Genomic DNA, 12,766 nt, shown 5'->3' on the forward strand with positions numbered 1-12,766 from the left:
GGCCGGTGGCCACCGATTTCTACGAGTCCCTCGGGGTCGCCAAGACGGCGAGCGCCGAGGAAATCCAGCGGGCCTATCGGAAACTGGCGCGGCAGTACCACCCCGACGTGAACTCGGACCCGGGCGCCGAAGAGCGCTTCAAAGAGATCAGCGAGGCCTACCAGGTGCTGTCCGACCCGGAGCAGCGCACGAAGTACGACCGGTTCGGGGCGGACTTCCGCCGGGTGCCCGACGACTTCGACGAGCGGGTGTACGCCGGAGCCGGCGGGCGGGGTGGCGGCCGCGTCCGCCGCACCCGGCCCGGCCCGGGGTTCGGCGGCGGGTCCGAGGGTTTCGAGGGCGTCGACATCGAAGACCTGCTCGGCGGCTTCTTCCGGAGCCGGGGTGCCGGCGGGCCGATCGCGGGCGCCGACCAGGAGGCCGAGCTCGAGCTCACGGTCGAGGAGGCCTACCCGGGCGGGCGACGGCACTTGAGCATCGCCGGCGCGGGCGAACGCGGTTACGACATCGACATCCCGGCCGGCGTGCTCGACGGGCAGCGCATCCGGCTCGCCGGGCAGGGCGGGCGGGCGTCCGGGAACGCGGCGCCCGGTGACCTCTACCTCGTGGTGCGAATCAAGCCGCATCCGCGCTACCGCCTGTCCGGGCGCGACCTCACGGTCGAGCTGCCGGTGTCGCCCTGGGAGGCGGCGCTCGGCGCCACAGTTCCCGTGGTGACCCCCGGCGGCGAGGTGAAGGTGCGGGTCGTGCCCGGCTCGTCGACCGGGCGGCGGCTGCGGCTGCGCGGCGAAGGCCTGCCCAACCCCAAGGGAAAACCGGGTGATCTCTACGCCGAGGTCCGCGTGATGGTGCCGAAGAAGCTCGGCAAGCGGGAGCGCGAGCTCTTCGAACAGCTCGCCGCCGTGTCCGATTTCGACCCGAGGAGGACCTGATGGCCGAGTACCTGCTCACCCGTCCCGTCCGGATCGGCCTCAGCGCGGCAGCCGCGAGAAGCGGGCTGCACCCGGAGCTGATCCGCCGGTTCGTCGCGCTGAGCCTCGTGGACGGCACGATCGACTCGAACGGGCGGATGTGGCTGGCGCCGTCCGCGGTCGCCTCCCTCGCGCGCATCCAGCGGCTGCGCGCGGGCCTGTGCCTCAACTACGCAGCCATCGGGCTCGTACTCGACCTGCTGGACCGCATCGACGTCCTCGAAGCCCAAGTCAGGAGCCAGCCGCGATGGACATGAGCAAGCTGACCCAGAAGTCGCAGGAGGCGCTGCAGGAGGCCCAGAGCGTGGCGCAGCGCCACGGCCACACCGAGACCGACGGTGAGCACCTGCTGCTCGCCCTGCTCGACCAGCCCGACGGCCTGGCGCCCCGGCTGCTCGCCCAGGCGGGCGCGGACGTCGACGAACTCCGTGAAGCCGTCGAAGCGGAGATCGCGCGGCGACCGAAGGTGACCGGCCCCGGTGCCACCCCCGGGCAGGTCTACCTCACCCGGCGGCTCGCCGGCCTGCTGGACGCCGCCGAACGGGAAGCCAAGCGGCTCAAGGACGAATACGTCTCCGTCGAACACCTCGTGCTGGCCTTGGCCGACGAGGGTGCGAAGTCCGCCGCGGGGCGGCTGCTGACCCAGTACGGCGTAACGCGCGAGTCGTTCTTGACGGCGCTGACCAAGATCCGCGGCAACCAGCGGGTCACCTCGGCGACCCCCGAAGGCGCGTACGAGGCGCTCGAGAAGTACGGCCGGGACCTCGTCGCCGACGCGCGGTCGGGCAAGCTCGACCCGGTGATCGGCCGGGACGCCGAAATCCGCCGGGTGATCCAGATCCTGTCGCGCAAGACCAAGAACAACCCCGTGCTGATCGGCGACCCCGGCGTCGGCAAGACGGCGATCGTCGAAGGTCTCGCCCAGCGGATCGTGCGCGGCGACGTGCCGGAAGGCCTGCGGGACAAGACGGTCTTCTCGCTCGACATGGGCGCGCTCGTCGCCGGGGCCAAGTACCGCGGCGAGTTCGAAGAACGCCTCAAGGCCGTGCTGGCCGAGGTCAAGGCCGAAGAGGGACGCATCCTGCTCTTCGTCGACGAGCTCCACACGGTCGTCGGGGCCGGCGCCGCCGAAGGTTCGATGGACGCCGGGAACATGCTCAAGCCGATGCTCGCGCGCGGTGAGCTCCACATGATCGGCGCGACGACGCTCGACGAGTACCGCAAGCACATCGAGAAGGACGCGGCGCTGGAGCGGCGGTTCCAGACGATCGTCGTCGACGAACCATCCGTCGAGGACACCATCTCCATCCTGCGCGGGCTGCGGGAGCGGCTCGAGGTGTTCCACGGCGTCAAGATCCAGGACGGCGCGCTGGTCGCCGCCGCGACGATGTCCCACCGCTACATCACCGACCGGTTCCTGCCGGACAAGGCGATCGACCTGGTCGACGAGGCGTGCGCGCGGCTGCGCACGGAAATCGACTCCATGCCCGCCGAGCTCGACGAGCTCACCCGGCGCGTCACCCGCCTCGAGATCGAGCAAGCCGCACTGTCCAAGGAATCCGACCCGGCCAGCAAGGCTCGGTTGGCGGACCTCGACCGGGAGCTCGCCGATCTCCGGGCCGAAGCGGACTCGAAGAAGGCGCAGTGGGAAGCCGAGCGCCAGGCGATCCGGCGCGTCCAGCAGCTGCGGTCCGATCTGGAACGGCTGCGCCACGAAGCCGAGGAAGCGGAACGGAACTACGACCTGAACCGCGCGGCCGAGCTGCGCTACGGCGAGATCACCGAAGCCGAGCGCCGGCTGGCCGCGGAGGAGGAACAGCTGGCGGGCAAGCAAGGCCGGAAACGGCTGCTGCACGAGGTCGTCACCGAGGACGAGATCGCCGAGATCGTCGCCGCCTGGACCGGGATCCCGGTTTCCCGGCTGCAGGAAGGCGAGCGGGAAAAGCTGCTGCGGCTCGACGAGATCCTGCACGAGCGGGTGATCGGCCAGGACGAAGCCGTCCGGCTGGTCGCCGACGCGGTCATCCGCGCGCGGTCGGGGATCCGCGATCCGCGCAAGCCGATCGGGTCGTTCATCTTCCTCGGCCCGACCGGGGTCGGGAAGACCGAGCTCGCCAAGACCCTCGCGGCGGCCCTGTTCGACAGCGAGGAGAACCTGGTCCGGCTCGACATGAGCGAGTACCAGGAGAGGCACACCGTCTCGAGGCTGCTGGGCGCTCCCCCGGGTTACGTCGGCTACGACGAGGGCGGGCAGCTCACCGAAGCCGTGCGGCGCAAGCCTTACTCGGTCGTGCTGTTCGACGAGATCGAGAAGGCGCACCCGGACGTGTTCAACACCCTGCTCCAGGTGCTCGACGACGGCCGGATCACCGACGCGCAGGGCCGGACCGTCGACTTCCGCAACACGGTGATCATCATGACCTCCAACATCGGCTCGCAGCACCTTCTCGACGGGGTCACCCCCACCGGCGAGATCAAGCCGGACGCCCGGGACGCCGTGCTGGCCGAGCTGCGGCACCACTTCCGGCCGGAGTTCCTCAACCGCGTCGACGACATCGTGCTGTTCACCCCGCTCGGGCCGGCCGAGATCGAGCGGATCGTCGACCTGCAGTTCGACGAGCTGCGCGACCGGCTGGCCGAACAGGGCATCTCGGTCGAGCTGACCCCGGAGGCGCGGAAACTCATCGCCCGGCACGGGTTCGACCCCGTGTACGGCGCCCGGCCGTTGCGCCGGTACATCTCCCACGAGGTCGAGACCAAGATCGGCCGCACATTGCTCCGCGGCGACCCGACCGAAGGCCTCGTGATCACCGTCAAGGCCCAGGACGGCGAGCTCGCCGTCACCTACAGCCGGGGCGAAGGGAGGACCGCGGCATGAACACCGACACGGTCGTTTGTGAGCACTGCGGGCACAAGAACCGCGTTCCGGCCGCCGCCGAGGGCAAACCGACCTGCGGGCACTGCCACGAACCGCTGCCCTGGATCGTCGACGCCGGCGACCCCGACTTCGCGGAAGTCGCGGAGCGGGCCACGCTGCCGGTGCTGGTCGATCTCTGGGCCACCTGGTGCGGGCCCTGCCGCCAGGTCAGCCCCGCGCTGGCCCAGCTGGCCCGGGAGCGGGCCGGGAAGGTCAAGCTCGTGAAGGTCGACGTCGACCAGGCACCCGGGCTGTCCCAGCGGTTCGACGTGAAGGCCGTGCCGACGCTCATGGTGCTGCGCGGCCGCGAGGTCGTCGCGCGGCAAGCGGGCGCCGCGCCCGTGCCCGTGCTGCGCGACTGGCTCGACCAGGCGCTGGCGCGGTCGGCGAACACCTCGACCAAGGAAGGTGACCTGCGATGACCAGTGTCGTCGACCAGCATCTCGCGCTCGTCCGAGACGTGGTGCCACGAACTCCGCAGGGTTGTGAGGAGTGCCTCGTCGCCGGCACGCCGTGGCTGCACTTGCGACTGTGCCTGACGTGCGGGCACGTCGGCTGCTGCGACTCGTCGCCGATGACGCACGCCAGCAAGCACGCCCACGCCATCAGGCACCCGATCGTGCGCTCGTTCGAGCCCGGGGAGACCTGGCGCTGGTGCTACGTCGACCAGGCCTTCGTATGACCGCCACGACCGGGCTCGCCCTCGACTCGCCGCCGACCGAGACCCCGGACCCCGGCGGCGCGTTCCCCCGGCTCACCGACGAACAGATCCGCACGCTCGAGGAAGGCGGCGAACGCCGTCCGGTCCAGGCAGGCGAAGTGCTGTACGCGCAGGGCGGCCAGCCGTCCGAGTTCTTCGTGATCCTGAGCGGCAAGGTCGCCGTCACCGAGGGAACCGGGGCCGACGCGAAAGTCGTCCGCGTGCACGGACCGCGCCGGTTCCTGGGCGAGCTCGGGCTGCTCGAAGGGCAACCCGCGTTCGTCGGCGCCGTGACCGCCGAACCCGGCGAGGTGCTCGCCCTCCCGGTGAGCGCGGTGCGGCGCCTGGTGCTCGGCGATCCGGTGCTCGGCGACCTGATCCTGCGTGCCTACCTCGTGCGCCGGACCCTCCTCATCGGATCCGGGAACGGGCTGCGGATCGTCGGCTCCTGCTACTCCCCGGACACCCGGCGGCTGCTGGAGTTCGTGGCCCGCAACCGGCTCCCGTACCGGCTCGTCGACGCCGACAAGGACCGGCAGGCCGAAGCGCTCCTGGAGCGGTTCGGCGTCGCCGTCGCGGACACCCCGGTGGTCGTGCTGAACGGCACCGAAGTGCTGCGGAACCCGAGCACCGCCGAGCTGGCCGGGAAGATCGGGCTGCGACCGCCGGAACCCGAACACGATGTGCGGGACCTGCTGGTGGTCGGCGCCGGGCCCGGCGGGCTGGCCGCGGTGGTCTACGGCGCCTCCGACGGGTTGCGGCTGTCGGCGTTCGACAGCCTGGCAGCGGGCGGCCAAGCCGGGACGACGTCCCGCATCGAGAACTACCTCGGCTTCCCGCCGGGGATCTCCGGGGCGGAACTGGCCGAGCGATCGGTGATCCAGGCGACCAAGTTCGGGGCCCAGGTCGCCGTCCCGGCAGAGGCGTGCACCCTCGAACCACGCGACGACCGGTACGCCGTCGGGTTCGACGACGGCATCGAGATCGTTTCCCGCACCGTCGTGATCGCCACCGGCGCCCGCTACCGGCGGCTCGTCGTACCCGGCATCGAGACCTTCGAAGCGACCAGCATCTACTACGCCGCGACTCTGCACGAAGCGCGTCGATGCCTGGCCACCCCCGTGGCCGTGGTCGGCGGTGGCAACTCGGCCGGCCAGGCGGCGGTGTTCCTCGCGGAGGGTTCGCCGGTGGTCCACCTGCTGGTGCGCGGTGGCGATCTCGCCGCGAACATGTCCCGCTACCTCGTCGAGCAGGTCGAACAACATCCGCGGATCACCGTGCTGTGCCACACCGAAGTCCGTGAGCTCGCCGGCGCGGACAAGCTCGAATCCCTGGCCGTGGAAAACAACCGCACCGGCGAGCGCCGCGTCCTCGACGCCCGCGCGTTGTTCGTCTTCATCGGAGCTTCCCCGCACACCGCCTGGCTTTCGGGGCTGGTCGCCCTCGACGAGGACGGGTTCGTGCTCACCGGGGCGGACGCCGACGGGTTCCGGGACGCCGACGTGTGGCGCGGGGTGCACCGCGCACCCCTGGTGCTGGAGACGAGCCGACCCGGGGTGTTCGCGGTGGGGGACGTACGCCACGGCTCGGTCAAACGGGTGGCCTCGGCGGTCGGGGAGGGCGCCATGGCCGTCCGGTTCGTCCACGAACATCTCTCACAGGAGGTCTGATGCCGGTCATGGGTGCGGCGCGGTTCGAACGGTTCTTCCGGACGGCCGCGAGCCTGGATGTCGACAAGAACGATCTGAAACGGTACGACGAGTTCCTGGATCGCAAGATCCACGACCTCTTCGTGGTCGCCAAGGCCACGGCCAAGGCCGGCGGGCGGGACGTCATCGAGCCGAGGGACCTGCCGATCACCAAGGGCCTGCAGGAGCGCATGCACGAGTTCCGCAAGCTGGACGAGGACCTGGAAGTGGTCCCGCTGCTGGAACAGCTCCTGGCGCGTCCCCCGCTCGGGATGGCGCTCTCCGAAGACACCGAGGCACGGCTCCCGGCCATCGCCGGCGGTCTCAGCGTGGCGCTCGCCCAGGCGTTCAAGATCATCGACCCGCGCGTCAAGAATCCCGGCGCCGCCGAATGGGACCAGGTCTTCCGGATGTTCGAACTGCTTCTCTGAAAGGGCGTCAGGCCATGGTCAACGGACTTTCCCTCACCCTCGATCAGCCGGGAAGCTTCACGGTCACCTCGGCCCTGCGCGACGACCACCACACCGTCGTCACGGTCGACGGGCCGATCGACGCGCGGGCGCTCCGCCTGCTGGCCGCGCACTTCGCCGGGCTGCTCCACGCCGGCACGCGGCACCTGGTGGTCGATCTGTCCCGGGTCGCGCAGGTGGACGACAGCCTCTTCGAACTGATCCACCGGGTCGAGGACAGGCTGACGGCGCTGGGCGGCCTGCTCGAGCTGACCGGGCTCGCGCCGCCCGTGCTGTACGCGATGGACGATGCCCTGCTGGGCGAGGTCTTCAGCTGGTACCGAGCCGTCCTCGACGACCCGCACCCGCGTGCCGAGTTGTGGTCGGTGGTGCGTTGCCCGCAAGGGCTGGCAGACGTCGCCGAGCCCGGATCCGCGGACCGGTACCGGACTTTCATCGACACGGCCGCCCACGGCCGCGGCGAGCGATGGGGGAAGCGCCGATGAGAGCTGTCACCGAACGACCGAACCGACGTACCTGGCTGCGGATGTTCGGAGCCGGCCTGGTCCTGTGGGTGCTCTCCGCGGTCGTCACCTACCTGACCGGGAACCCCAACCTCATACCCACCCTGGTGCTGCTCGGCAGCTTCCTGGTGCCGGTGACGTTCGTGGCGTGGGCGTTCGAGCGCCGGGAGTCCGGCGAGATCACCGCCGAGCTGGTGTTCCGCACGTTCATCGTCGGCGGTGTGCTGGGCGTGCTCGGCGCGTCGGTGCTGGAGGCGTACCTGCTGCACCCGTCGCCGTGGCTGTACGTCGGCGTCGGGCTCATCGAGGAAGCGGTCAAGCTGGCCGCGCTCGCCCTGCTGACCCGGCACCTGGCCGTGAAGTCCATGCGCGACGGCCTGATCCTGGGCGCCGCGGTCGGGTTCGGGTTCGCCGCCTTCGAGTCGGCCGGCTACGCGCTGACCGCGTTGTTCACCCCGCAGGGACTGTCCCTGACGGACTTGGTGACCACCGAGCTGCTGCGCGGGCTTCTCGCCCCGGTCGGGCACGGGCTCTGGACCGCCGTGCTCGGCGGGCTCCTGTTCGCATGGAGCACCCGCGCCCACTTCGTCCTCACCGCCCGGCTCGCCCTCGCCTACCTGGGCGTTTCACTCCTGCACGCGCTGTGGGACTCGATGTCCGCGATTTCCCTGTACTTCACGCTGCTGCTGACCGGTCAGCCGTGGCAGTACGAACTACTGGTGCGCGGCCTGCCGGCCGCGCCGACCGGTGCCCAGGTCGGGCTCTACACGACGCTGACCTGGGTGGGCCAGGGCCTGATCGGGGCGATCGGGGTGGTGTGGCTGCTGGTGCTGGTCGCGCGGGCGCGCCGGGAGCGGCGGGAGCGGCGGGGCACGCCTCCGGCGTGGGCCTACCGCGTGGCGACGTCCCGGCATCCGGTTCTCCCGCTTTGACCCGCCGGTGGGTTTGGCAGCTGTCTCCCAGGGCAACCGGCGACCGAGGTGACACATGAACGCACCACGCCAGGTGACGGTCGGGGTACTGGCCGACGAAGGACTACCGGAGCAGGTGATCACCGCACTCGCCGACGATCTGCCCGGGATCTTCGCCGCCCGGGTGAGCGAGGAGACGGAGTGGCAGGTCGAGCACGAAGTGGCGCAGCTGCCGCTGGACGACGACGGTGACATCCCGATGCGCACGCTCTCGCAGCGGCACCGGCAGGACCGCGGCTGGGACATGCTGGTCCTGATCACCGACCTGCCCCGCCGCGCGGGGACGAAACCCGTCGTCGCGAGAGTCGACGTCGAGCACGGGGCCGCGATGATCTCGCTGCCCGCGCTCGGCGCCGTCCTGGTGCGTCGCCGCGCCCGGACGCTGCTCGTCCGCGTGGTGCGGCAGCTGGCGTCGGGGCCCGGGATCGACGGGGACCACGGCCGGCGGGGAGCGGCGGCACGGCTGCGTGAGGCGCTGGCCCCAACCCAGCGGATGTCCGACGGACACCAGTCCGCCGCGACCCACCTGGCGCTGGTCGGCCTGCGTGGCCGGCTGCGGCTGCTGGCCGGGATGGTGCGGGACAACCGGCCGTGGCAGCTCGTCCCGCACCTGGCGGGCGCCACCGCGGCCGCGGCCGGCACCGCCGCCTACGGCGTCATCACCAGTTCGTTCTGGAAGCTCGCGGACGCGCTGTCCCCGCTGCGGCTGGCGGGGATCACGATCGTCACCGTCGCGATCATGGCAGGGTGGTTGATGGTGTACAACCACCTGTGGGACCGGCCTTCCCAGGCCGCCGAGCGACGCAAAGCCGTGCTGTACAACGTGTCCACGGCGGCCACGCTGGCGATCGGGGTGGCGTGCATGTACGCGATCCTGTACGTGGTCGCGCTGCTCGCGGCGGCCGTCGTGATCGACAGCGGCTACTTCGCCCAGGCCCTCGGGCACCCGGTCGGGGTGGGGTCGTACCTGAACCTGGTGTGGCTGTGCAGCTCGGTCGGGATCGTCGCCGGCGCGCTCGGGTCGAGCCTCGAGGACGAGGAGACCGTCCGCAAGGCGACCTACAGCCGCCGCGAACGGGAACGCCAAGAGCACAATCGGCGCGGGCGGGAAGACCGGACGCCCGCGGGTGGGGAGCGTCGCCCGCAGACCTCGTGAAGCGACGAATGGCGGTCGGGCTGCTCGGCATATTCGGCCGGCCGGCGGTGGCCGATGTCCGATCATCCGGCTTCGCCATCACGCCTCCCGGCTGTCGATCCCAGCGAGCTGATGCCCGGCCTGCCCCCGCCGTCAGCCGGTTGTCCCCTTCATCGGGTGACGGCCGTGCAAGGTCTCCGAGGGCAGGACACCGAACTTGCGGCGGTAGGCGGTCGAGAACCGGCCGGCGTGCAGGAAGCCCCAGCGACCGGCGACCGCGGCGATCGTCGTACCGCCGGGGTCGGCCACCGCGAGTTCGTCGTGCACCCGAGTCAAGCGGACATCCCGCAGGTAGGCCATCGGCGTCAGCGCGAACCAGCGCTGGAACCCTTCCTGCAGTGCTCGGACGCTGACCGAGACTTCACGGGCCAAGGTGCTCGAAGTCCACGGCAGACCCGGGTCGTCTTCGATCAGCTCGACGGCCCTGCGCAGTGCCCTGGGCGGAGCTGGGGCCGCCGGCGCGTGCAGGTGGTCGCTGTAGTTGTTCGGCTGGGCCAGCAGCAGACCGGCGATGACCAGGCTTTGCAGGTGCGCGGCCGCCGCGGGGTGGTGCGTGATCCCGCCCGGCCGGCTCGCCTCACGTTCCAGAAGAGCCAGCACCTCGAGCCACGACCGTGCCGCCGGGGTGTGCAAGTCCATCGCGGTGGTGAAGCTCAGCCTCTCGCCCAGCGGCCGCCCGATCTGGCGTTGCAGCGCCAGCTCCAGCTCGTGCCGGTCGATCATGAGGCAGAGCTGGGCGCACGCGGCTCCCCACCGCATGTCGGCCGGATAGCCCGGCACGAACACGGCAGCCCGTCCGGGTCCGGCGTACACCGGTTCCCAAGAGCCGCAGCGCTGCTCGGAATGTCCGGTGACCGGGATGTTGACGTGGTAGTTGCCGGCGTCGACCGTGCCGAGCCGGACCGCGCTCCCGTAGCGCAGGTAGCCCGCGGTCACCGCGCCCACCCGGACCGCGTTGAGGCGCATGTCCAGGTCGATTTCACGGTCCAGCACCTCGAGCCGATGCGGCAGGTACGTCCGGGTCACCGCTTCGTGCGCTTCGTCGACGTCCGACGCGCGAGCGACCGGATGCCCGGGCAGCAGCTCCGTCTGAGGCAAGCCCGTCACGAGCCGAACAGTAATCGCCTGGTCACGCTCCCGCCAACGCGGGCAACGGACAGGGTGCCGCGCGAATCGGCTGTGCCGGAGCAGCCGCGGGCACTTCACTGGAGCGGCTGGGTGAGCTACCACGGGGAGAGACGTGCAGGTGATGGACCAGGCGCTGCCGCTGACGCAGTCCGTGCAGGTCGAGCGGTTGGACCACGTGCGGCCGGGAGCCTGTCTGCTGCGTCCACGCGGTCCCTTCCACGCGCGGACCGGGATCGAGCTGATGGCCGTCATCGACGGACAGCGAGCGCATGCCCTCGAGCTGCTGATCCTCGACCTGACCGAACCGGCCACCTTCGGTCCGGTGGCCCTGCAGATCGTCGTGCAGATCGCGACGGAGCTCCGCCGCGTCGACGTCGAGCTGCGGCTGGTCGGCTCGGAACAGGCCGTCGGCTCGCCCTTGAGCGTGGCCGGAGTGCGGTCCCTGTTCACCCTGCACGGCACGATCAGCGAAGCCCTCGGAGCCCGGTGACCACTCGTTCGCCGTCAGGCGGAGGTGGCTTCGTCGGCGACGGTCCGGCCACGACCCGATGACGAACACCGGGGTCGCGCCCACCAGGAAGATCGCGAGCCGCGAGGGAACATCCGACAGCTGCGGGCTGAGCAGGCTCACCAGGGTCGGCATCAGCCCGCCGAGCATGAAGCCGAGGTTCCAGCTCACCGCGGTGCCATTGGCCCGCAGCTCGGTCGGGTACTGCTCGTTGAGGAAGATCATCAGCGGCGCGCACGCGGCGTTGGACAGCATCACCATGACGACGCACAGCAGCGCCACGGCCGCGCCGCGATCACTCTCGGCGGCGGCGATGCCCAGGCGAGCAACGGCAACGCGAAAGGTTCCCCAGGCCGAACCCGAGCATGGTCCGGCGGCGGCCGAGCCGTTCGCTCAAGTGGCCCGCGCCGATCGCGGCCCCGATCACCAACGACACTGCTGACCAGCCGGATGGTGCCCGGCCGGACGTCCGGGACCCTGACCACCTCGCTGAGCATGGGGCAGGTACCCGACGTCAGGTAGCACTGCGCGCCACCACCGGCGCCACCGCGATGTTGAACGCGAGGATCTTCTTGCCTCGGCCGCGAACCAGCTCCCGGAAGACTGCTGGCGCGCTGCACCACCGACGACGGCCGGCGCAACCTTACTTCGCGTCGGCCGCCGATCAGCTCTTGCTGTCGCCCTCTCGGCTTACGTAAATCGGCTCATCAAGCTCCACTAGCACTCGGCCAAGGTGATGTCGACCAGGATGCGTCGCGCCTGGGAGCACGCTCATGGCCGCGGGCGAGTTCCTTGTCAAGCAGGCCGGACGTCCGTTGCCTGGTCCGCCGCTCTGGCGAGGATGTCCGCCGCCACCCGCTCGGGCGCTTCGATATGCGGGCAATGGCCGAGGTCCGGGTACTCGACGATGTCGGCGTCCGCGTTGCGGCTCCGCAGTTCCCGCGCGACCCGGGGCCCCGACACGGGATCCCGCATCCCCCACAGGAACGACAGGGGAACCGGGCTGCCGGTGACGACCGGCTCGAAGCGATCACGGTGGGCCGCGCGCTCGGGGATGTAGCGCAGCAGCCGAGCGGTCAGGCCGGGGTCGGGGTCCCCGGCTCGCAACGCGCGGTAGTGCAGCCCAGCCAGTTCGGGGTCCAGGGGGTGCTCCGGAGAGAACACCTTCGACCAGGACCGGAAGAACTGCCGCTCGGTCAGGGATCGGGCGAGCAGCCCGCCGACCACCGGCCACAACGAGGCCCGCTGGATCAGCCGGGGCCGGTACTGGTCGGCGTACAACCCCGCGTTCAGGAACACGCACCGGTCGATCGTGAACGACCGGTCGCGGGCGAGGAGTTCCGAAGCCACGATGGCGCCGTAGTCGTAGGCCACGAGGGTGACGGCCTCGAAGCCGAGCGAGCCGATCAGCGCTTCGGTGAGGTCGGCCTGCTCGAACACGCTGTAGCGGTGCTCGCGCGGCTTCTCGGACGCGCCGAAGCCGAGGAAGTCGAACGTCACGACGGTGTGCCGGCGCGCCGCGAGCGGCTCCACCCGCGCCCACTCGAACGACGAGGCGGGGAAGCCGTGGAGCAGCACGAGCGGACGGCCGCTCCCCACCACCCGGTGGAACACCGCCCGGGGCGTTTTCCGCACCGGCACCGTGGTCGTCGCGCCGTGCCGGTGCCATTCCGTCAACTGGTCAGCCATGGCTTTCCCCACTAACCTAGTGATCG

General features: G+C 70.8%; 13 protein-coding genes. 10 read left to right on the top strand and 3 right to left on the bottom strand.

The window, feature by feature from the left end; all coding sequences use genetic code 11:
* Window positions 1-5: 5 nt before the first annotated feature.
* Genes QSK39_RS21295 through QSK39_RS21340 form a run of 10 tightly spaced genes read left to right on the top strand, consistent with a single transcriptional unit; the run spans window position 6 to window position 9,376 of the window.
* Complete coding sequence (locus tag QSK39_RS21295) at window positions 6-932, top strand: DnaJ C-terminal domain-containing protein (RefSeq protein ID WP_285479516.1); 927 nt, start codon at window positions 6-8, stop codon at window positions 930-932.
* Window positions 932-1,228, top strand: a complete 297-nt coding sequence (locus QSK39_RS21300; RefSeq protein ID WP_285479517.1) for a chaperone modulator CbpM — start codon at window positions 932-934, stop codon at window positions 1,226-1,228. Before QSK39_RS21295 ends, QSK39_RS21300 begins: the two co-directional genes overlap by 1 nt.
* Window positions 1,219-3,849 carry an ATP-dependent chaperone ClpB gene (clpB, locus tag QSK39_RS21305; protein ID WP_285479518.1) on the top strand — a complete coding sequence of 877 codons (2,631 nt, stop codon included), beginning with the start codon at window positions 1,219-1,221 and terminating at the stop codon, window positions 3,847-3,849. Before QSK39_RS21300 ends, clpB begins: the two co-directional genes overlap by 10 nt.
* On the top strand, window positions 3,846-4,310 hold the full coding sequence (locus tag QSK39_RS21310; protein ID WP_285479519.1) for a thioredoxin family protein: 465 nt from the start codon (window positions 3,846-3,848) through the stop codon (window positions 4,308-4,310). The genes clpB and QSK39_RS21310 overlap by 4 nt, the downstream gene beginning before the upstream one ends.
* Window positions 4,307-4,570 carry a UBP-type zinc finger domain-containing protein gene (locus QSK39_RS21315; RefSeq protein WP_285479520.1) on the top strand — a complete coding sequence of 88 codons (264 nt, stop codon included), beginning with the start codon at window positions 4,307-4,309 and terminating at the stop codon, window positions 4,568-4,570. Before QSK39_RS21310 ends, QSK39_RS21315 begins: the two co-directional genes overlap by 4 nt.
* Window positions 4,567-6,258 (top strand): FAD-dependent oxidoreductase, encoded by a 1,692-nt coding sequence (locus QSK39_RS21320; protein WP_285479521.1) that lies wholly within the window; start codon window positions 4,567-4,569, stop codon window positions 6,256-6,258. The genes QSK39_RS21315 and QSK39_RS21320 overlap by 4 nt, the downstream gene beginning before the upstream one ends.
* On the top strand, window positions 6,258-6,707 hold the full coding sequence (locus QSK39_RS21325; RefSeq protein ID WP_285479522.1) for a DUF1931 family protein: 450 nt from the start codon (window positions 6,258-6,260) through the stop codon (window positions 6,705-6,707). Before QSK39_RS21320 ends, QSK39_RS21325 begins: the two co-directional genes overlap by 1 nt.
* A gap of 14 nt (window positions 6,708-6,721) precedes the next feature.
* A complete protein-coding gene (locus tag QSK39_RS21330; RefSeq protein WP_285479523.1) occupies window positions 6,722-7,231 on the top strand; it encodes an STAS domain-containing protein in 510 nt (169 codons plus the stop codon).
* Window positions 7,228-8,181, top strand: coding sequence for a PrsW family intramembrane metalloprotease (locus QSK39_RS21335; RefSeq protein WP_285479524.1), 954 nt, complete (start codon window positions 7,228-7,230; stop codon window positions 8,179-8,181). The genes QSK39_RS21330 and QSK39_RS21335 overlap by 4 nt, the downstream gene beginning before the upstream one ends.
* 55 nt (window positions 8,182-8,236) lie before the next feature.
* Window positions 8,237-9,376 (top strand): hypothetical protein, encoded by a 1,140-nt coding sequence (locus QSK39_RS21340; protein WP_285479525.1) that lies wholly within the window; start codon window positions 8,237-8,239, stop codon window positions 9,374-9,376.
* Between the two features lie 132 nt (window positions 9,377-9,508).
* On the opposite strand, the gene QSK39_RS21345 is transcribed toward QSK39_RS21340, so the two are convergent.
* The 3 genes from QSK39_RS21345 to QSK39_RS21355 form a co-directional block, all read right to left on the bottom strand.
* Complete coding sequence (locus QSK39_RS21345; RefSeq protein WP_285479526.1) at window positions 9,509-10,522, bottom strand: AraC family transcriptional regulator; 1,014 nt, start codon at window positions 10,520-10,522, stop codon at window positions 9,509-9,511.
* A 22-nt stretch (window positions 10,523-10,544) separates the two neighbouring features.
* On the bottom strand, window positions 10,545-11,333 hold the full coding sequence (locus QSK39_RS53290; protein WP_285479527.1) for an MFS transporter: 789 nt from the start codon (window positions 11,331-11,333) through the stop codon (window positions 10,545-10,547).
* A gap of 513 nt (window positions 11,334-11,846) precedes the next feature.
* On the bottom strand, window positions 11,847-12,740 hold the full coding sequence (locus tag QSK39_RS21355; protein WP_285479528.1) for an alpha/beta fold hydrolase: 894 nt from the start codon (window positions 12,738-12,740) through the stop codon (window positions 11,847-11,849).
* Between the last annotated feature and the right edge of the window lie 26 nt (window positions 12,741-12,766).

Source organism: Amycolatopsis sp. NBRC 101858, assembly GCF_030269325.1.
Classification (GTDB): domain Bacteria; phylum Actinomycetota; class Actinomycetes; order Mycobacteriales; family Pseudonocardiaceae; genus Amycolatopsis; species Amycolatopsis ponsaeliensis.